We start from the raw sequence: 20,704 nt of genomic DNA, 5'->3' as shown, positions 1-20,704 counted from the left end.
GAAGAGCTGCTGGATCTGGTTGAGATGGAAGTTCGTGAACTGCTGTCTGAATACGACTTCCCGGGCGACGATACTCCGGTAGTACGTGGTTCTGCTCTGCTGGCTCTGCAAGGCGATGCCAAGTGGGAAGAGAAGATCCTGGAACTGGCTGCTCACCTGGACAGCTACATTCCGCAACCGGAACGTGCTATCGATCGTCCGTTCCTGCTGCCAATCGAAGACGTATTCTCAATCTCTGGCCGTGGTACTGTAGTAACCGGTCGTGTTGAGCGCGGTATCGTCAAGGTAGGCGAAGAAGTAGAAATCGTAGGTCTGAAGGAAACCACCAAGACCACCTGTACTGGCGTAGAAATGTTCCGCAAGCTGCTGGACGAAGGCCGTGCTGGTGAGAACGTAGGTGTTCTGCTGCGTGGCGTGAAGCGTGAAGACGTAGAGCGTGGTCAAGTACTGGCCAAGCCTGGTTCAATCACTCCGCACACCAAGTTCGAATCAGAAGTGTACGTGCTGTCCAAGGAAGAAGGTGGTCGTCATACTCCGTTCTTCAAGGGCTACCGTCCGCAGTTCTACTTCCGTACCACCGACGTAACTGGCACCATCGAGCTGCCGGAAGGCGTGGAAATGGTAATGCCAGGCGATAACATCAAGATGGTAGTAACCCTGATCCACCCGATCGCGATGGATGACGGTCTGCGTTTTGCAATCCGTGAAGGCGGCCGTACTGTAGGCGCCGGTGTTGTTGCCAAGGTTATCGAGTAATCTGGCTGACAAACGCCCGACAAAGCCCCTATAATAGGGGCTTTGTTTTGCAGGGGCGTAGTTCGAATTGGTAGAACAGCGGTCTCCAAAACCGATGGTTGGGGGTTCGAGTCCCTCCGCCCCTGCCAGCTAACCTCGCCCAACGGCGGGGCTTTCGCGTCTTATTAGCTAAGTTTAAATAGGTAGGTTGTATGAGTGTGAATACTGAGAGCCAAGGCACCAGCAAGGCCAAGGATACCCTGTTGTGGAGCCTGGTTTTCATCATCCTGGCGGCCGCTATTGTAGGTAACTATGTTTACAGCGAGCAGGCATTGTTCATCCGTATCGTGGCTGTTGTAGCTGCGATTGTGGTTGCTGGTCTGGTTGCACTACAGACCGTAAAGGGCAAGTCTTTGATCGACTTCGCACGGGAGTCCCGCATCGAAGTCCGTAAGGTCGTATGGCCAACCCGTCAGGAGACCATTCAGACAACCCTGATTATTTTTGCCGTTGTTGCTGTAGTCGGGCTGTTCCTGTTCCTGCTGGATGGCGCGCTCATCTGGTTGGTTGATTTTATTACCGGTGTAAAGGGTTAAGCCATGAGTGAACAACGCATGCGATGGTATGTGGTACAGGCCTTCTCGGGTTATGAAGGGCGTGTAGCCAAGTCGCTGAAAGAGCATATCAAGATCCATGGCATGGAAGACAAGTTCGGTGACGTTCTGGTTCCAACCGAAGAAGTTGTTGAAATGCGTGCGGGTCAAAAGCGCAAGAGTGAGCGCAAGTTTTTCCCTGGATACGTATTGGTACAGATGGTGATGGACGAAACGTCCTGGCACTTGGTACGCAGCGTGCCGCGAGTCATGGGGTTCATCGGCGGGACATCTGATCGTCCTGCACCGATTTCCGATAAGGAAGCCGATGCCATCCTCAATCGCTTGCAGGAGTCGGTTGACAAGCCGAAGCCGAAGACATTGTTCGAAGCTGGCGAGGTTGTGCGTGTTAGTGATGGTCCATTTGCAGACTTCCAGGGTGTGGTTGAGGAAGTGGACTACGAAAAGAGTCGCTTGAAGGTTTCAGTCTTGATTTTCGGCCGGTCAACGCCGGTAGAGCTCGAGTTTGGTCAGGTAGAAAAAGCCTGATTTTTACTCACTGAGGTTGTAAGGGGGAGCGAATGTCTATACAATTTGCTGCCCCTTTTTTCTTGGGGAGCCGATGAGGAGTCCATGGGGAGTCCGAGGCGCTAGAACCCATATTTGAGGTAATTTTCAAATGGCTAAGAAAGTCACAGCTTATATCAAGCTGCAAGTTAAGGCCGGCATGGCCAACCCGTCGCCACCTGTCGGTCCGGCACTGGGTCAACACGGTGTCAACATCATGGAATTCTGTAAGGCGTTCAACGCCCGTACAGAAAAGCTGGAGAAGGGTGCCCCGACTCCGGTCGTGATTACCGTATACAGCGACCGTTCCTTCACCTTCGAAACCAAGACGCCGCCTGCATCCTTCCTGCTGAAGAAGGCCGCTAACATCCAGTCCGGCTCTTCCAAGCCGCACAAGGACAAGGTTGGTAAGGTAACGCACGCTCAACTGCTGGAAATCGCTAAGACCAAGGAACCAGATATGACTGGTGCTGATCTGGAAGCGATGGCCCGTTGCATCGCGGGTTCTGCCCGTTCCATGGGCCTGGTAGTGGAGGAATAAGACAATGGCTAAACTGACCAAGCGCATGCGCGTGATCCGTGAAAAGGTTGATGGTACCAAAGAGTACGGCATCACCGAAGCCGTTGCCCTGCTGAAGGAACTGGCTACCGCCAAGTTCGTTGAAAGCGTCGACGTAGCTGTGAACCTGGGCATTGATGCTCGTAAGTCTGATCAAAACGTTCGTGGTGCTACCGTTCTGCCGCATGGCACCGGTCGTACTGTTCGCGTTGCCGTATTTACTCAGGGTGCTAACGCCGAAGCCGCCAAGGCTGCCGGTGCTGACCTGGTTGGTATGGAAGATCTGGCTGAACAGATCAAGAAGGGTGAAATGAACTTTGACGTGGTTATTGCCTCTCCGGATGCAATGCGCGTTGTTGGCCAACTGGGTCAAATTCTGGGTCCGCGTGGCCTGATGCCGAACCCGAAGGTTGGTACTGTCACCCCGAACGTTGCTGAAGCTGTTAACAATGCCAAGGCAGGTCAAGTTCGTTATCGTAACGACAAGAACGGTATCATCCACACCACTATCGGTAAGGTTGACTTCACTGCTGATCAACTGAAGCAAAACCTGGAATCGCTGCTGGCTGCCCTGAAGAAGGCCAAGCCTGCAACCTCCAAGGGTCAGTTCATCAAGAAGGTAAGCCTCTCTACCACCATGGGTGCGGGTGTTTCTGTTGACCAGACCACTCTGGATACCAACGCTGCTTAATTGAGCGTTTACAGGGCGCGAGGTTTTAGTTAAAATTTCGCGCCTTATTTGGTTGGGGGTCTCGACTCCCGTCCAAGACCGCAGGTGGTGTAAACCTTAATTTCCTGCGTAGACGGTGCCGGACACCAGCGAGAAAGCATTACTTTCTTCTGGATTCTGCCACCGAGTTCTCCCTCGCAAGGGGAGTTGTTGTCAGTTTCTGGGTTCGCCCAGACTAAACTCCAGGAGTTATGCCAATGGCATTAGGATTCGAAGACAAAAAGGCGATTGTCGCTGAAGTCACCGAAGCTGCCAAAGGCGCACTGTCCGCTGTTGCTGCCGATTCTCGCGGCGTAACCGTGGCCAAGATGACCGCTCTGCGTAAGTCTGCTCGTGAAGCAGGCGTTTACATGCGCGTTGTTCGTAACACTCTGCTGACCCGTGCAGTAGAAGGTTCCGATTTCGAATGCATGAAAGACGTATTTGTTGGTCCGACCCTGATCGCGTTCTCCAACGAACACCCGGGCGCTGCTGCTCGTCTGTTCAAGGAGTTTGCAAAGGGGAACGATAAGTTCTCCATCAAGGGTGGTGCGTTCCAGGGTGAATTTATCCCTGCAGCTCAAATTGATCGTCTGGCAACGCTGCCGACCTACGAAGAAGCGCTGGCAAGAATGATGGCTACCATGAAGGAAGCCGCAGCTGGCAAGCTGGTTCGTACTTTTGCAGCTCTGCGCGACAAGAAAGAAGCCGAAGCGGCTTAATTCTTGTAACAGATTGCTATTACATTAAATCTTCTACGACAGGAACTTTTTGTCATGTCTATCACCAAAGACCAAATCATCGAAGCCGTTGCTTCCATGTCCGTAATGGAAGTTGTTGAACTGATCACCGCTATGGAAGAGAAGTTCGGTGTTTCTGCTGCTGCTGCTGTTGCTGCAGGCCCGGCCGCTGCTGCTGAAGCTGTTGAAGAGCAAACCGAATTCAACGTCATCCTGACCGCTGCTGGCGCCAACAAGGTTGCCGTCATCAAGGCTGTCCGTGCTGCTACCTCCCTGGGCCTGAAGGAAGCCAAGGACCTGGTAGAAGCCGCTCCGACTCCGGTCAAGGAAGCCGTTTCCAAGGAAGAAGCCGAAGCTCTGAAGAAAGAGCTGGAAGCTGCTGGTGCTTCCGTTGAGGTCAAGTAATCTGTCGTCAGACAGTTACGCAGCCTGAGTAATATCAGGCTAGGGCTGGTGAATAAATGTTCACCAGCCCTTTTGCGCTGTATGCTAATGGGATTTCCACACCGTTTAATGCCATCAGCGAACCAACAGCGCACCAGACAGGTCGAGTGGTCTGGTTACAAAGCGGTGTTGAAAAAAGATCTGTCCTCGTCGGGGACAGTGTGGGTCACTTATCAGCGAGCTGAGGAACCCTATGGTTTACTCTTATACCGAAAAAAAACGCATTCGTAAGGACTTCGGTAAGCGCGATCAGGTTCTCGATACGCCTTATCTGTTGTCCATCCAGCTGGACTCCTTCAAACAATTCCTTGAAGCCGACCCGGAAGGGGCTTATGGGCTTGAGGCAGCTTTCCGCAGCGTTTTCCCGATCACCAGCTATTCTGGCACGGCAGCACTGCAGTATGTGAGCTACCGTCTGGGTGAGCCGGTATTTGACGTAAAAGAATGCCAAATCCGAGGCGTGACCTACTCCGCCCCGCTGCGCGTGAAATTGCGTCTGGTGCTGTTTGATAAAGAAGCAGCTGCTGGTACCGTCAAGGATATCAAGGAGCAGGAAGTCTACATGGGCGAAATTCCGCTCATGACTGACAACGGCACCTTCATCGTTAATGGTACCGAGCGTGTTATCGTCTCCCAGCTGCATCGCAGCCCGGGTGTCTTCTTTGATCACGACAAGGGCAAGACCCACTCCTCCGGGAAGGTGCTCTACAATGCTCGCGTGATTCCTTACCGTGGCTCTTGGCTGGATTTCGAATTCGATGCCAAGGACAACCTGTTCGTGCGTATCGACCGTCGCCGTAAATTGCCGGCTTCGATCATTCTGCGAGCACTGAACTTCACCACGGAAGAGATCCTCGATACCTTCTTCGAAACCATCCGTTTCGAGATCAAAGAAGGCAAGCTCATGATGGAGCTAGTTCCGGATCGCCTGCGTGGTGAAACCGCGATTTTCGACGTTGTGGTCAACAACGAAGTGGTCGTGGAGAAGGGACGCCGTGTCACCGCTCGTCACATCCGTCAGCTTGAGAAGGCCGCCGTCACTCAGATTGAAGTGCCGGTTGAATATGCTGTTGGCAAAGTGGCAGCCAAGGATTATGTCAACGCCGATACTGGCGAAGTCATTATTCCGGCTAACGCCGCATTGAGCCTGGAAGCGGTTGCCAACCTGTCACAGGCAGGTCACAAGCAATTTGAAGTCCTGTTCACCAATGAACTGGATCATGGCGCCTACATGTCCGAGACGCTGCGAATTGATTCTTCAACCAACCGCCTTGAAGCGTTGGTCGAAATCTACCGCATGATGCGCCCGGGTGAACCGCCAACCCGCGACGCGGCCGAACAACTGTTCGACAACTTGTTCTTCTCTGAAGATCGCTACGATCTGTCGACTGTTGGTCGCATGAAGTTCAACAGCCGTCTGGGTCGTGCCGATCAGTTGGGCCCGGGCATCCTGACCAAGGATGACATCGTCGAAGTCATGAAGAAGCTCATCGATATCCGTAACGGTAACGATGAAGTGGACGACATCGATCACTTGGGTAACCGCCGTATTCGCTCTGTCGGTGAAATGGCCGAGAACCAGTTCCGTGTTGGCCTGGTGCGTGTTGAGCGTGCGGTCAAGGAGCGTCTGTCTCTGGGTGACCTTGAAGCGCTGATGCCGCAAGATCTGATCAATGCCAAGCCGATCTCCGCTGCTGTGAAGGAGTTCTTCGGTTCCAGCCAGTTGTCCCAGTTCATGGATCAGAACAACCCGCTGTCCGAAGTGACGCACAAGCGTCGTATTTCTGCTCTCGGCCCGGGTGGTTTGACCCGCGAGCGGGCTGGCTTCGAAGTGCGTGACGTGCATCCGACCCACTACGGTCGTCTGTGTCCGATCGAAACGCCTGAAGGTCCGAACATCGGTCTGATCAACTCCTTGGCGGTCTATTCCCGTACCAACGATTACGGTTTCCTCGAAACCCCATATCGCAAGGTTATTGATGGGGTGATCACCGATGAGGTGGATTACCTGTCTGCGATCGAGGAAGGCAACTTCGTCATCGCACAGGCCAACGCCAACGTTGATGAACATGGCAAGCTGAAAGATGAACTGATCCCATGCCGTCATAAGGGTGAATCTACCTTCATGAATGCGGACCAGATCCAGTATATGGATGTGAGCCCGCAGCAGGTGGTTTCCGTGGCGGCAGCGTTGATTCCGTTCCTGGAACACGATGACGCCAACCGTGCTCTGATGGGTTCAAACATGCAACGTCAGGCCGTACCAACGCTGCGCGCGGACAAGCCGCTGGTGGGTACCGGTATGGAGCGTGCTGTCGCCGTCGATTCAGGCGTGACCGTGGTGGCAACCCGTGGGGGTCTGGTCGATTACGCGGATGCTTCCCGTATCGTGGTCAAGGTTAACGAAGATGAATTGCTGCCTGGCGAAGCTGGCATCGACATCTATAACCTGACCAAGTACACCCGTTCTAACCAGAACACCTGTATCAATCAGCGTCCATGTGTCCGCCCTGGTGAGCTGGTCATGGCCGGTGATGTGCTGGCTGATGGTCCGTCTACCGACTTGGGTGAACTGGCTCTGGGCCAAAACCTGCGTGTCGCGTTCATGCCGTGGAACGGCTACAACTTCGAAGACTCCATCCTGGTGTCCGAGCGTGTTGTACAAGAAGATCGCCTGACCACTATCCACATCCAGGAACTGGCCTGTATCGCGCGTGATACCAAGCTTGGCCCGGAAGAAATCACGGCGGATATTCCGAACGTGGGTGAGGCCGCGCTCTCCAAACTGGACGAATCAGGCATTGTCTACGTAGGCGCCGAGGTTCAGGGTGGCGACATTCTGGTGGGTAAGGTGACGCCGAAGGGTGAAACCCAGCTGACTCCGGAAGAGAAACTGTTGCGCGCCATTTTTGGTGAGAAGGCGTCCGACGTGAAGGATTCCTCCCTGCGTGTGCCAAATGGTGTCTACGGTACCGTGGTCGATGTCCAGGTCTTTACCCGCGATGGCGTAGAGAAGGACAAGCGTGCCAAGGAAATCGAAGACATGCAGCTGCGTGATGCCAAGAAGGATCTGACCGAAGAGTTCAAGATCCTTGAAGATGGTATCTTCAGCCGCGCTCGCTCAGTGCTGATCAATGCCGGTGTCTCCGCCGACAAGATTGACAAGCTGGAACGCGCCAAGTGGCTGGAACAAGCGCTGGATGACGAGTCCAAGCAAGTTGAACTGGAACAGATCGCTGAACAGTACGTAGCTCTGCGTGAAGAGTTTGACCGCAAGTTTGAAGCCAAGCGTCAGAAGATCATCCAGGGCGATGATCTGGCTCCGGGCGTGCTCAAGATCGTCAAGGTCTATTTGGCGGTTAAGCGTCGCATCCAGCCAGGCGACAAGATGGCCGGTCGTCACGGTAATAAGGGGGTTATTTCCAAGATCTGTCCGATCGAGGATATGCCTCATGACGATCAGGGTCGTCCGGTCGACATCGTGCTGAACCCGTTGGGCGTTCCGTCACGTATGAACATCGGTCAGGTTCTTGAAGTTCACCTCGGCCTTGCTGCCAAGGGGATCGGTGAGAAGCTGGATCGCATGATCAAGGAGCAGCAAGAACTGGCCAAACAACGCGAGTTCCTGCAACAGGTTTACGATCTGGGCGATGCGCGCCAGAAGGTTGACCTGTCTACGTTCTCCGATGATGAGGTTCGCACTCTGGCCTCCAATCTGCGTAAGGGTATGCCTGTCGCTACACCAGTCTTTGATGGCGCCAAGGAGCGCGAAATCAAGGAGCTGTTGAAGCTGGCAGACCTTCCGGAGTCTGGTCAGATCACGCTGTTTGATGGTCGCACCGGTATGCCGTTCGAACGTCCGGTTACCGTTGGCTACATGTACATGCTGAAGCTGAACCACTTGGTCGACGACAAGATGCACGCGCGTTCTACCGGATCTTACAGCCTGGTTACCCAGCAACCGCTGGGTGGTAAGGCGCAGTTCGGTGGTCAGCGCTTCGGTGAGATGGAAGTGTGGGCCCTGGAAGCGTATGGCGCCGCTTATACGCTGCAGGAAATGCTGACCGTCAAGTCAGACGATGTAAACGGCCGTACCAAGATGTACAAAAACATCGTGGATGGCGACCACCGCATGGAGCCGGGCATGCCCGAATCCTTCAACGTACTGCTGAAGGAAATCCGCTCTCTGGGTATCAACATCGAGCTGGAACAGGAATAAGGCCTCGCCTTATCACCGGGATTGACAAGGGCGCCCGCTTGCGGGCGCCAAGATTGAACTCCTGACGGGAGACACACGTGAAAGACTTACTCAAGTTTTTGAAAGCCCAGAGCAAGACCGAAGAGTTCGACGGTATCAAGATCGGTCTGGCCTCGCCGGACATGATCCGCTCCTGGTCTTTTGGCGAAGTAAAGAAGCCGGAAACCATCAACTATCGTACGTTCAAGCCGGAACGTGATGGTCTTTTCTGTGCTCGTATTTTCGGGCCAGTAAAGGATTACGAATGCTTGTGCGGTAAGTACAAGCGTCTGAAACACCGCGGCGTAATTTGCGAGAAGTGCGGCGTTGAAGTAACCCAAACCAAGGTGCGTCGTGAACGCATGGGGCATATCGAACTGGCCTCGCCAGTGGCGCATATCTGGTTCCTGAAGTCACTGCCGTCACGTATTGGCTTGCTGCTGGACATGACGCTGCGCGATATCGAGCGCGTCCTGTACTTTGAATCTTTCGTCGTTATCGAAGCGGGCATGACCGCACTCGAACGGGGTCAGATGCTGACAGAAGAGCAGTATCTGGATGCACTGGAAGAGTATGGCGATGAGTTCGAAGCCAAGATGGGGGCCGAGGCGATCCTCGAGCTGCTGCGTGGCATTGAGCTGGAGCAGGAAATTAACCAGATGCGCGAGGAGCTGGAGCAAACCAACTCCGAGACCAAGCGCAAGAAGACCACCAAGCGTCTGAAGCTGATGGAAGCGTTCCTGTTCTCTGGCAATAAGCCGGAATGGATGGTGATGACAGTGCTGCCGGTACTGCCGCCGGATCTGCGTCCGCTGGTGCCGTTGGATGGTGGCCGTTTCGCCACGTCAGACCTGAATGATCTGTACCGTCGCGTCATCAACCGTAACAACCGTCTGAAGCGTCTGCTGGATCTGGCTGCGCCGGACATCATAGTGCGCAACGAAAAGCGGATGTTGCAAGAATCCGTGGATGCGTTGCTGGATAACGGTCGTCGTGGGCGCGCCATCACTGGCTCGAACAAGCGTCCGCTGAAGTCGCTCGCCGACATGATCAAGGGTAAGCAGGGTCGTTTCCGTCAAAACCTGCTCGGTAAGCGCGTCGACTACTCAGGTCGTTCCGTAATTACCGTAGGCCCGACTCTGCGTCTGCATCAGTGCGGTCTGCCGAAGAAGATGGCGCTGGAGCTGTTCAAGCCTTTCATCTATGGCAAGTTGGAAGCCCGTGGTCTGGCGACCACCATCAAGGCTGCCAAGAAGATGGTAGAGCGCGAAGAAGCCGTGGTGTGGGATATCCTCGACGAAGTCATTCGTGAGCACCCTGTCATGCTGAACCGTGCGCCGACGCTGCACCGTCTGGGTATCCAGGCGTTTGAGCCGACGCTGATTGAAGGTAAGGCTATCCAGCTGCACCCGCTCGTCTGTTCCGCGTTTAACGCTGACTTCGACGGTGACCAAATGGCCGTTCACGTACCGCTGACGCTGGAAGCCCAGCTGGAAGCCCGTGCGCTGATGATGTCTACCAACAACATTCTGTCTCCGGCGTCCGGTGAACCGATCATAGTTCCGTCTCAGGACGTGGTCTTGGGTCTGTACTACATGACCCGTGCCAAAGTCGGTGCCAAGGGCGAAGGCATGGTGCTGTCCAGTGCCAAGGAAGCCGAGAAAGTTTACCGTGCTGGTCTGGCGTCACTGCATGCGCGCGTCAAGTGCCGTATCACCGAGTACGTGAAGAGTGAAGCCGGTGAACTGACCGCCAAGGTCGAGCTGAAGAACACCACTGTCGGTCGTGCCATTTTGTCGCTGATCCTGCCGAAGGGGATGGATTACGCGCTGATTGATGAGCCGAAGGTGTTGTCTGATGCTGAGCAGGCGGATCTGGCCGCTCATCCCGAGACCTGGTTCAAGCACGTATCTAACAAGGCGCTGGGCAAGAAGGCCATCTCCAAACTGTTGAATACCTGCTATCGTCGCCTGGGCTTGAAAGACACTGTCATTTTTGCTGACCAGCTGATGTATACCGGTTTCCATTATGCAGCGCTGTCCGGTTCCTCTGTCGGTATCAACGACATGGTCATTCCGGAAGCGAAGAAGCAGATTATTGAAGCCGCTGAAGCCGAAGTTGCTGAAATTCAAGAGCAGTTCCAGTCTGGTCTGGTGACTGCCGGCGAACGCTACAACAAGGTTATCGACATCTGGGCAAGTGCCAACGAACGCGTTTCCAAGGCGATGATGGAGAACCTCTCCAAGGAGAAGGCGACCAACACCCTGGGGCAGGAAGAAGAGCAAGCCTCTTTCAACAGCGTGTTCATGATGGCCGACTCAGGTGCGCGGGGTTCTGCGGCCCAGATTCGTCAGTTGGCGGGTATGCGGGGCTTGATGGCCAAGCCTGATGGCTCGATCATCGAAACACCAATCGTCGCGAACTTCCGTGAAGGTCTGAACGTACTGCAGTACTTCATCTCTACCCACGGTGCGCGTAAGGGTCTGGCGGATACCGCCTTGAAGACCGCGAACTCTGGTTATCTGACCCGTCGTCTGGTTGACGTTGCTCAGGACATGGTCATTACCGAGTCTGATTGTGGCACCACCGAAGGTCTGTGGATGATGCCGCTGATCGAAGGTGGTGATGTGGTCGAGCCGCTGCGTGAGCGCGTGCTGGGTCGAGTGGTTGCTGAAGATGTACTGAAGCCGGGTACCGATGAGGTCCTGGTTGCACGTAATACCCTGCTGGATGAGCAGTGGTGTAACGTGCTCGAAGGCAACTCGGTTGACCGCGTCAAGGTCCGCTCTGCCATCACCTGTGAAACTGATTTCGGTATTTGTGCCCACTGCTACGGTCGTGATCTGGCACGAGGCCACCTGGTCAACGCCGGTGAAGCGGTCGGTGTTATTGCCGCCCAGTCCATCGGTGAACCAGGTACCCAGCTGACCATGCGTACCTTCCACATCGGGGGTGCGGCGTCACGTGCCGCGGCTGAAAGCAGCGCAACTGTGAAGAATACGGGTACCATCAAGCTGCAAAACGCCAAGTTCGTTGAGAACAGTGGTGGCAAGCTGGTTATCACATCGCGTTCTTCTGAGCTGACCATCATGGACGACCTCGGTCGTACCAAGGAAAGCCACAAGCTGCCGTACGGCTCTGTGCTGGAAGTGAAGGATGGCCAATCGGTGAAGGCGGGCGAAATTGTCGCCAACTGGGATCCGCACACCCACCCGATCATCACGGAAGTGGCAGGTCGTATCAAGTTCATTGATCTGATCGACGGTATCACCGTTAGCCGTCAGACCGACGAGCTGACTGGTTTGTCCTCTATCGTGGTGCTGGATGTTAACGAGCGTTCTGCTTCCGGTAAGGATCTGCGTCCGACCGTTAAGCTGGTTGATGCCAATGGCAAGGATGTCCTGATTCCGGGGACTGAAGTGCCGGCTCAGTACTTCCTGCCAGGTCAGGCAATCGTGCAACTGGAAGATGGTGCCGAGGTGAACGTTGGTGATGCGGTCGCTCGTATTCCGCAAGCGACTGGCGGTACCAAGGACATCACCGGTGGTCTGCCGCGTGTTGCTGACTTGTTTGAAGCACGTCAACCGAAGGAACCGGCTATCCTGGCCGAGATCTCCGGTACCATCTCCTTCGGTAAGGAGACCAAGGGCAAGCGCCGTCTGGTCATCACGCCGACCGATGGTGGCGATGCCTATGAGGAGATGATTCCGAAGTGGCGTAACCTGAACGTCTTCGAAGGTGAAAAGGTGCAACAGGGTGAAGTCCTGGCCGATGGTCCGGAATCCGCTCATGACATCCTGCGCCTGCGCGGTATCAGCCCGGTGGCTAACTACATCGTCAACGAAGTGCAGGACGTCTACCGTCTGCAAGGCGTTAAGATCAACGACAAGCACATCGAAGTCATCGTGCGTCAGATGCTGCGTAAGGGCGAGATCATCAACGGTGGCGACTCCGAGTTCCTCGAAGGCGAACAGGTTGAAGTTGCGCGCGTCAAGATCGCCAACCGCAAGCTGGAAGCGGAAGGCAAACTGCCTGCGACCTACCGTCGTGTGCTGATGGGGATCACCAAGGCGTCCCTGAACACTGAATCCTTCATCTCTGCGGCCTCGTTCCAGGAAACGACCCGCGTACTGACTGAAGCAGCGGTATCCGGTAAGAAGGATGAGCTGCGTGGTCTGAAGGAGAACGTGATCGTTGGTCGTCTGATCCCGGCAGGGACGGGTTTTGCCTATCACGAAACGCGTCACAAGAAGCGTAAGGCTGCTGCCCAGGCTCCGATCCCGCAAGTCACTGCGGATGAAGCCGAGCAGAACCTGGCGGATCTGCTGAATGCAGCGGGTAGCTTCGACGCCGAATAAGGCATAACAGAATCACTCGACAATGCTGATAAGTGAAGGGCCCCTCTGGGGCCCTTTTTTCATGCTTAGCTCGTGCAATAGTGACTCAGCGGCTGGTGCTGGACCTGTCATCACACTGTCGATTGAGCGTGTGATGCTTCATGGTGTTGATGCGCACTGCCGAGCGGTCGTGCAGATGTGAAGCGTGCGGTAACGCAAGACACGGTGCCGTCATGGTTTCGCTGTCAGGCAATGATCGTTTAGAGTCTGTGAGCATTAAATTACAAAAGCGTTATTTCCAATCTAAAAAACAGATTGAGGCTATCTCATATTGCTGCTTTATTTGATTGGTGAGACTCGATAGGATTTAACACGTCAAGGCCACACTTACTCATGGCTGTTAATCAAGGAGCTAAAACATGTCTACTTACATCAATACCGAGATTAAACCGTTCACCGCAACTGCTTACCACAATGGCAAGTTTGTACAGGTTTCCGATGCAGACCTGAAGGGTAAGTGGTCTGTTGTCTTCTTCTACCCGGCTGACTTCACCTTCGTTTGCCCGACCGAGCTGGGTGATCTGGCTGACAACTATGCTGAATTCCAGAAACTCGGCGTTGAAATTTACTCTGTCTCTACCGATACCCATTTCACCCACAAGGCATGGCACGACACCTCTGACACCATCAAGAAGATCCAATACCCGATGATCGGCGACCCGACTGGTGCCATCACCCGTAACTTCGGTGTCATGATTGAAGAAGCAGGCCTGGCTGACCGTGGCACCTTTGTCATCGACCCGGAAGGCAAGATTCAAATCGTCGAAATCAACGCTGGCGGCATCGGCCGTGACGCGCTGGAGCTGCTGCGCAAGGTCAAGGCTGCCCAGTATGTTGCCTCCCACCCGGGTGAAGTTTGCCCGGCCAAGTGGAAGGAAGGCGAGGCGACCCTGGCTCCGTCCCTGGATCTGGTTGGCAAGATCTAAGTTACTGCAGGACCGGCTGCGGCCGGTCCTGATCCCCGGTTCACGTATTTCATAGGATGAGATGATGTTAGACGCACAACTCAAACAACAACTGGAATCATATCTTCAGTACATCCAGCAGCCGATTGAGATCAGCGTGTCCGGTAATGACACGCCGAAGTCTGCCGAGCTGTTGGCGTTGGCCGAAGAGATTGCCGGCATGTCCAATAAAATTGCCCTTGTCGCCGGTCATGCCGAGCGCCAGCCAACGTTGAGCATCAGCCAGCTTGGCCAAACGCCACGTGTACATTTCGCCGGCATTCCTATGGGGCATGAGTTCACCTCTCTGGTTCTGGCTCTGCTGCAAAGCGGTGGGCACCCCTCCAAGGCGGATCCAGCCCTGTTGGAGCAGATTCGGAACTTGAAAGGTGAGTTCCACTTCGAGACTTATATTTCACTCTCCTGTCAGAACTGTCCGGACGTTGTGCAGGCGCTGAACCTGATGGCGACGCTGAATCCGAACATCAGCCACACCATGATCGATGGTGCCCTGTTCCAGGATGAAGTCGCTGAGCGTCAAATCATGGCGGTGCCGAATGTTTACCTCAATGGTGAGCCATTCGGCCAGGGGCGAATGACGTTACCGGAGATCGTCGGCAAGCTGGATAGCGGAGCTGCCGAGCGCAAGACCGCCGAGCTGAGCCAGAAGGCGCCGTATGACATGCTGATCGTCGGCGGGGGCCCTGCCGGTGCCGCAGCGGCGATCTATGCAGCACGCAAAGGTATTCGCACAGGTCTGGTTGCCGAGCGTTTTGGTGGTCAGGTGATGGACACCGTCGGTATCGAGAACTTTATCTCCATCTCCTATACCGAAGGGCCAAAACTGGCGGCCAGCCTGGAGCAGCACGTTCGACAATACGGGGTGGACATCATCACCGAACAGCGTGCAGCCAGTATCCAGCGTGGTGATTATGTCAATCTGACGTTAGCCAGTGGTGCCGAGCTGAAGAGCCGTGCCGTCGTGTTGGCCACCGGTGCGCGCTGGCGCGAGCTGAATGTGCCGGGCGAGGCTGAGTATCGCACCAAGGGTGTGGCCTATTGCCCACACTGCGATGGTCCTTTCTTCAAGGGCAAGAAGGTTGCGGTCATCGGTGGCGGTAACTCCGGTATCGAGGCGGCCATTGATCTGGCCGGTATCGTCGAGCATGTCACCGTAGTGGAGTTTGCCGACACGCTGCGCGCCGATGAGGTGTTACAGCGCAAAGCCAAATCCTTGCCAAACGTGGATATCATCGTCAACGCCCAAACCACGGAAGTGCTCGGTGATGGCAGCAAGGTGACTGGCATGACTTACAAAGATCGTGCATCAGGCGACATCAAGCGTCTGGATCTGGCGGGTATTTTTGTCCAGATCGGTCTGGTACCGAATACGGAATGGTTGAAGGGAAGTGACTTGGTGTTGAGTCGGAGTGGCGAAATCGAGATTGATGCCCGTGGCGCGACGTCTATGGCAGGCGTATTTGCCGCTGGCGATGCGACAACGATTCCGTTCAAGCAGATCATCATCTCCATGGGCAGTGGGGCGACCGCAGCGCTCGGGGCATTTGACTACCTGATCCGGACTCCGGATCCGCAGCAACAATAGGTTTACGCCTTTGATAAAAAACCACCTCGTTGCAGGTGGTTTTTTTATGTCTGATGCCGACAGCGGCTGGATTACCTGAAAAAGGGGCGGTCAAATTACACGGATTATTAAGTTTGATTTAATAATCACGGCGTCGTCTGACTGCAAGCCGGTGTCAATGTGCCGGATAACCCGTGCCGGTGAGTGGCCTGCGCCCGTCGTGTTGCCCGCCTGCAGGGTTGACAGTTCCTGGCGAACAGCGAAAACTCCATGCCTCAAGCACAGTAGCGACATTGACCGATGCAAGGAGCGAAGCATGGAAAAGACGGTGATTGCAACGACACAGGCCCCTGCGGCCATAGGCCCTTATGTTCAGGCCACCCGGGTTGGCGATCTGGTGTTTACTTCGGGGCAGATCCCGTTGATCCCGGAGACGATGGAACTGGTCACCGGCAGCATTGAGCTGCAGACCGAGCAGGTGATGCAGAACCTGCTGGCCGTCCTGACTGCTGCCGGTGCCACCGCTGACAGCGTGGTCAAGACCACCTGCTTTTTGAAAAACATCGAAGACTTTGCCGCCTTCAATGGTGTGTATGCCAAATACCTGGGAGCCAATGCCCCGGCACGTTCTTGCGTAGAAGTTGCGCGTTTGCCAAAAGATGTACTGGTTGAGGTCGAGGCCATTGCACTGGTCGTGACAGGCTGAGGTGAAGAATGGCATTGAATTTCGCACTGTTGGTAACAGGCGCGCCTTACGGTTCCGAGGCATCAAGCCAGGCTTATCAGTTTGCCTGTCAGGTCATTGCCAGAGGCCATAACGTGCAAAAGGTTTTTTTCTACCAGGAGGGGGTATTCAATGCCAATCATCTGACGGCGCCGGCCAGTGATGAGCACAATCTGGTGACAGCCTGGCGTCAGTTAGCCGAGCAATACGGCTGCGAGCTGGATGTCTGCGTTGCCGCTGCCTTGCGGCGAGGGGTGGTCGATGCTGATGAAGCCGTCGAGCTCGCCCTGCCTGCGGCAAACGTCTCTGCACCGTTTTTACTTTCCGGACTGGGGCAGTTGGCTGAAGCCGCGCTCGGCGCCGATCGGCTGGTTCAGTTTTAACCGAGGAGAACAGATGGCGCAGACAGCGTTTATTTTTCGTACCGCTCCCCATGGTACGGCTTCCGGGCGTGAAGGGCTGGATGCCGTGCTGGCCTGTTCTGCATTGACTGACGAGATCGCAGTTTTTTTTATCGGTGATGGTGTCTATCAGCTTCTGGTGGGGCAGCAGCCGCTGGCAGTGCTGGGGCGTGACTATACGGCAACCTTCAAGCTGTTTGAGTTGTATGATATTGAGCAGGTTTACGTTTGTGACGAGGATATGGCCGTGCGCGGTTTGGCTGCAGAGCATCTGCTTATTCCGGTGCAGTCGTTATCGCGTCAACAGTTACAGACAAAACTGGCGGCATGTGACGCCAAGCTGATGTTTTAGGAGCCCATGATGTTGCATCTGGTTCGCCATTCACCCCTGTCGCAGCTGACATTGCAGGAATGCTTGCTGCTGATGGGCACGGAAGACAGATTGTTGCTATTGCAGGATGGCGTCATTGCGACAACGTTACCGGATTGGCTCCCTGCATTACGACTGCTGAACAGTCGTTTGTTTGTGTTAGCCGAAGATCTGCTGGCTCGCGGACTGACCCCACAGGTTGGACAAGTCATCGATATGGCTGGTTTCGTTGATCTGGTGGTGGATAACGGCTCGCCTCTGCGCTGGTAAAGCGTTTTGCGTCTATCCTTAATTCTGTCCTGCGTATCTAACCCCGCACGTTCAGCCTGATCATAGTGTGATCAGGCACTGTATAAATCTTGACTCAATCTGCACGTGCGCATAGAATTTCGCGTCCCCGTGTCTGCGGGGAGGATTTTTCACATGTTTGTAAAGCTATTAGGAGCTTTTTGATGGCAACTATTAACCAGCTGGTTCGCAAGCCGCGCGTTAAGCAAGTTGTGAAAAGCACCGTTCCAGCCCTGGATGCGTGCCCACAAAAGCGTGGCGTGTGTACTCGCGTATACACTACCACCCCCAAGAAGCCGAACTCTGCCCTGCGTAAAGTATGCCGTGTTCGTCTGACTAACGGTTTTGAAGTCACCTCCTACATTGGCGGTGAAGGTCACAACCTGCAAGAGCACTCCGTAGTGCTGATCCGTGGCGGTCGTGTTAAGGACCTCCCGGGTGTTCGTTACCACACTGTTCGTGGTGCGCTGGACTGTGCCGGTGTTAAAGACCGTAAGCAATCCCGCTCCAAGTATGGCGTGAAGAAGCCTAAGGCTTAATGGATTCCTCCGTTAAGTAAGGCCAAACGTTTTTTACGTTAGAAATTTATTTTCTAGTTTTGGGTAAAACCTGAAGTTACGAGGAATACAAAATGCCAAGACGTCGCGTTGTTGGTCAGCGTAAGATCCTGCCAGATCCCAAGTTCGGATCTGAGCTGCTGGCTAAGTTCATTAACGTCGTAATGGTTGACGGCAAGAAGTCCGTCTCCGAAAGCATCGTTTACGGTGCGCTGGACATTATCGCTACCAAGAGCGGTAAAGATCACCTGGCTATCTTCGAAGAAGCCCTGGATCACATCCGTCCGACTGTTGAAGTCAAGTCCCGCCGTGTTGGTGGTTCTACTTATCAGGTACCGGTTGAAGTTCGTCCGGTCCGCCGCAATGCTCTGGCCATGCGTTGGCTGGTAGAAGCTGCTCGCAAACGTGGTGAAAAATCTATGGCTCAGCGTCTGGCTGGCGAACTGCTGGATGCCGCTGAGAACAAGGGTGCTGCGGTCAAGAAGCGTGAAGACGTGCACCGCATGGCGGAAGCGAACAAGGCGTTTGCTCACTACCGCTGGTAATCCGACTGTGCAGGCCCTCGGGTCTGCACATATTTTCATTATCTAAGGCACAACCTTAGTAAGAGGATAGCTATCGTGGCTCGTTCAACACCCATTGAGCGCTACCGTAACATCGGTATCTCCGCTCACATCGACGCTGGTAAGACTACCACTACCGAACGTATCCTGTTCTACACCGGTGTTAACCACAAGATCGGTGAAGTGCATGATGGCGCTGCCACCATGGACTGGATGGAGCAGGAGCAAGAGCGTGGTATCACCATTACCTCCGCTGCGACCACCTGTTTCTGGAGTGGTATGGGACAACAGTTCCAACCGCACCGCATCAACATCATCGACACCCCCGGCCACGTTGACTTCACCATCGAAGTAGAGCGCTCCATGCGCGTACTCGACGGTGCTGTCATGGTTTACTGTGCGGTAGGTGGTGTTCAGCCGCAGTCTGAAACCGTATGGCGTCAGGCAAACAAGTACAAGGTTCCGCGTATCGCCTTCATCAACAAGATGGACCGTACCGGTGCCAACTTCCTGCGTGCTGTTGAACAAATCAAGACCCGCCTGAAGGGCAATGCAGTTCCGCTGCAACTGCCGATCGGTGCCGAAGACAACTTCAAGGGTGTCATCGACCTGATCAAGATGAAGGCCATCAACTGGAATGAAGCCGATCAAGGCACTACCTTCGAATACGAAGACATTCCTGCTGAGCTGCAAGCTGCAGCCGAAGAATGGCACAACAATCTGATCGAAGCCGCTGCCGAAGCCTCAGAAGAGCTGATGGAAAAATACCTCGGCGGTGAAGAGATGACCGAGGTTGAGCTGAAGGCTGCTCTGCGTCAGCGCGTTCTGCGGAACGAAATCATTCTGGTCACCTGTGGTTCTGCATTCAAGAACAAGGGTGTTCAGGCGATGCTGGATGCCGTTGTTGAATTCCTGCCGGCTCCGGTGGATGTACCTGCGATCGCGGGTCAATTGGAAAACGGTACTCCGGCTGAGCGTCATCCGAGCGATGATGAGCCGTTCTCTGCTCTGGCGTTCAAGATTGCTACCGACCCGTTCGTTGGTAACCTGACCTTCTTCCGCTGCTACTCAGGTGTTGTGAACTCTGGTGACAGCGTTCTGAACTCCGTGAAGGGCAAGCGTGACCGTATCGGTCGTATCGTACAGATGCACGCCAACAAGCGTGAAGAGATCAAAGAAGTTCGCGCTGGTGACATCGCGGCTGCTATCGGTCTGAAGGACGTCACCACCGGTGATACTCTGTGTGCTGAAGCGTCACCGATCATCCTCGAGCGTATGGAGTTCCCGGAACCGGTTATCTCTGTAGCCGTTGAACCGAAGACCAAGGCTGACCAAGAGAAAATGGGTCTGGCACTGGGCCGTCTGGCTCAGGAAGATCCGTCATTCCGCGTGCATACTGATGAAGAATCAGGGCAGACCATCATCTCCGGTATGGGTGAGCTGCACCTCGAAATCATCGTTGACCGTATGAAGCGTGAATTCAAGGTCGAGGCCAACGTCGGTAAGCCGCAAGTTGCCTACCGCGAAACCATCCGCTCCAAGGCGACCGACATCACCGGTAAGCATGCCAAGCAGTCTGGTGGTCGCGGCCAGTTCGGTCACGTCGTTATCGACATGTACCCACTGGAAGAAGGTAAGGGCTACGAATTCGTCAACGACATCAAGGGTGGTGTCATTCCTGGCGAATTTATCCCGGGTGTTGATAAGGGTATCCAAGAGCAGCTGAAGTCTGGTCCTGTTGCCGGTTATCCGGTAGTGGATCTGGGTGTACGTCTGCACTTCGGTTCTTACCACGATGTCGACTCTTCCGAACTCGCGTTCAAGATCGCGGCCTCTATGGCGTTCAAGGCGGGCTTCATGCAAGCTCAGCCGGTTCTGCTCGAGCCGCTGATGAAGGTTGAAGTTGAGACTCCGGAAGACTACATGGGTGACGTCATCGGCGACTTGAACCGTCGTCGTGGCATCATCGAAGGCATGGAAGATGGCCCGTCTGGCAAGATCGTCCGCGCCATGGTGCCGCTGGCCGAAATGTTCGGTTATGCTACTGACCTGCGTTCTGCTACCCAAGGCCGTGCTTCCTACTCCATGGAATTCGGTAAGTACGCAGAAACCCCGAACAACATTGCCCAAGCGGTAATCGAAGCTCGTCAGGCCAAGTAATCTCAGTAAATCATCTCCGCCCACTCATGGTGGGCGGGTATTAACATAGGAAGGACAACGTCGTGTCTAAAGAAAAATTTGAACGTACAAAACCCCACGTTAACGTAGGTACCATCGGCCACGTTGACCAC

Annotated in this window: 18 protein-coding genes and 1 tRNA gene; all 19 read left to right on the top strand. The window is 54.6% G+C overall.

The window, feature by feature from the left end; all coding sequences use genetic code 11:
- On the top strand, nucleotides 1-756 hold a 756-nt coding region (locus ACFOSS_RS09580), incomplete at its 5' end, for an elongation factor Tu (protein WP_377152111.1).
- Between the two features lie 51 nt (nucleotides 757-807).
- Nucleotides 808-884, top strand: a tRNA-Trp gene (locus tag ACFOSS_RS09575).
- A gap of 63 nt (nucleotides 885-947) precedes the next feature.
- Nucleotides 948-1,331, top strand: a complete 384-nt coding sequence (gene secE, locus ACFOSS_RS09570) for a preprotein translocase subunit SecE (RefSeq protein WP_377152109.1) — start codon at nucleotides 948-950, stop codon at nucleotides 1,329-1,331.
- Nucleotides 1,332-1,334: 3 nt separating this feature from the next.
- Nucleotides 1,335-1,877, top strand: a complete 543-nt coding sequence (nusG, locus tag ACFOSS_RS09565; protein WP_449301176.1) for a transcription termination/antitermination protein NusG — start codon at nucleotides 1,335-1,337, stop codon at nucleotides 1,875-1,877.
- Nucleotides 1,878-2,007: 130 nt separating this feature from the next.
- Nucleotides 2,008-2,436: a 50S ribosomal protein L11 gene (gene rplK / locus ACFOSS_RS09560; protein WP_377152108.1), complete on the top strand. Its 429-nt coding sequence runs from the start codon at nucleotides 2,008-2,010 to the stop codon at nucleotides 2,434-2,436.
- A gap of 4 nt (nucleotides 2,437-2,440) precedes the next feature.
- The gene (rplA, locus tag ACFOSS_RS09555; RefSeq protein WP_377152107.1) at nucleotides 2,441-3,145 is read left to right on the top strand and encodes a 50S ribosomal protein L1; all 705 of its coding nucleotides are present in this window, start codon (nucleotides 2,441-2,443) and stop codon (nucleotides 3,143-3,145) included.
- A 236-nt stretch (nucleotides 3,146-3,381) separates the two neighbouring features.
- Entirely contained in the window at nucleotides 3,382-3,885 is a 504-nt protein-coding gene (gene rplJ, locus ACFOSS_RS09550; RefSeq protein WP_377152106.1) for a 50S ribosomal protein L10, read from the top strand.
- Between the two features lie 54 nt (nucleotides 3,886-3,939).
- Nucleotides 3,940-4,308: a 50S ribosomal protein L7/L12 gene (gene rplL / locus ACFOSS_RS09545; RefSeq protein WP_377152105.1), complete on the top strand. Its 369-nt coding sequence runs from the start codon at nucleotides 3,940-3,942 to the stop codon at nucleotides 4,306-4,308.
- 232 nt (nucleotides 4,309-4,540) lie between these two features.
- A complete protein-coding gene (gene rpoB, locus ACFOSS_RS09540) occupies nucleotides 4,541-8,566 on the top strand; it encodes a DNA-directed RNA polymerase subunit beta (RefSeq protein WP_377152104.1) in 4,026 nt (1,341 codons plus the stop codon).
- Between the two features lie 77 nt (nucleotides 8,567-8,643).
- Nucleotides 8,644-12,942 carry a DNA-directed RNA polymerase subunit beta' gene (gene rpoC / locus ACFOSS_RS09535; protein WP_377152103.1) on the top strand — a complete coding sequence of 1,433 codons (4,299 nt, stop codon included), beginning with the start codon at nucleotides 8,644-8,646 and terminating at the stop codon, nucleotides 12,940-12,942.
- Nucleotides 12,943-13,340: 398 nt separating this feature from the next.
- On the top strand, nucleotides 13,341-13,907 hold the full coding sequence (gene ahpC, locus ACFOSS_RS09530) for an alkyl hydroperoxide reductase subunit C (RefSeq protein ID WP_377152102.1): 567 nt from the start codon (nucleotides 13,341-13,343) through the stop codon (nucleotides 13,905-13,907).
- 64 nt (nucleotides 13,908-13,971) lie between these two features.
- Nucleotides 13,972-15,531: an alkyl hydroperoxide reductase subunit F gene (ahpF, locus tag ACFOSS_RS09525; RefSeq protein ID WP_377152101.1), complete on the top strand. Its 1,560-nt coding sequence runs from the start codon at nucleotides 13,972-13,974 to the stop codon at nucleotides 15,529-15,531.
- A 295-nt stretch (nucleotides 15,532-15,826) separates the two neighbouring features.
- Nucleotides 15,827-16,216, top strand: a complete 390-nt coding sequence (locus ACFOSS_RS09520) for a RidA family protein (protein WP_377152100.1) — start codon at nucleotides 15,827-15,829, stop codon at nucleotides 16,214-16,216.
- An 8-nt stretch (nucleotides 16,217-16,224) separates the two neighbouring features.
- Nucleotides 16,225-16,617 (top strand): sulfurtransferase complex subunit TusD, encoded by a 393-nt coding sequence (tusD, locus tag ACFOSS_RS09515; RefSeq protein ID WP_377152099.1) that lies wholly within the window; start codon nucleotides 16,225-16,227, stop codon nucleotides 16,615-16,617.
- Nucleotides 16,618-16,630: 13 nt separating this feature from the next.
- Nucleotides 16,631-16,987: a sulfurtransferase complex subunit TusC gene (tusC, locus tag ACFOSS_RS09510; RefSeq protein ID WP_377152098.1), complete on the top strand. Its 357-nt coding sequence runs from the start codon at nucleotides 16,631-16,633 to the stop codon at nucleotides 16,985-16,987.
- Between the two features lie 9 nt (nucleotides 16,988-16,996).
- The gene (gene tusB, locus ACFOSS_RS09505) at nucleotides 16,997-17,275 is read left to right on the top strand and encodes a sulfurtransferase complex subunit TusB (RefSeq protein ID WP_377152097.1); all 279 of its coding nucleotides are present in this window, start codon (nucleotides 16,997-16,999) and stop codon (nucleotides 17,273-17,275) included.
- 182 nt (nucleotides 17,276-17,457) lie between these two features.
- The gene (gene rpsL / locus ACFOSS_RS09500) at nucleotides 17,458-17,832 is read left to right on the top strand and encodes a 30S ribosomal protein S12 (RefSeq protein ID WP_377152096.1); all 375 of its coding nucleotides are present in this window, start codon (nucleotides 17,458-17,460) and stop codon (nucleotides 17,830-17,832) included.
- 92 nt (nucleotides 17,833-17,924) lie between these two features.
- Nucleotides 17,925-18,395 carry a 30S ribosomal protein S7 gene (gene rpsG, locus ACFOSS_RS09495; RefSeq protein ID WP_377152095.1) on the top strand — a complete coding sequence of 157 codons (471 nt, stop codon included), beginning with the start codon at nucleotides 17,925-17,927 and terminating at the stop codon, nucleotides 18,393-18,395.
- 75 nt (nucleotides 18,396-18,470) lie between these two features.
- On the top strand, nucleotides 18,471-20,573 hold the full coding sequence (fusA, locus tag ACFOSS_RS09490; RefSeq protein WP_377152094.1) for an elongation factor G: 2,103 nt from the start codon (nucleotides 18,471-18,473) through the stop codon (nucleotides 20,571-20,573).
- Nucleotides 20,574-20,704 lie beyond the last annotated feature (131 nt).

Source organism: Pseudaeromonas sharmana, assembly GCF_042649925.1.
In the GTDB taxonomy this organism is placed as follows: Bacteria; Pseudomonadota; Gammaproteobacteria; order Enterobacterales; family Aeromonadaceae; genus Pseudaeromonas; species Pseudaeromonas sharmana.
This window is presented reverse-complemented; position numbering and strand designations above follow the sequence as displayed.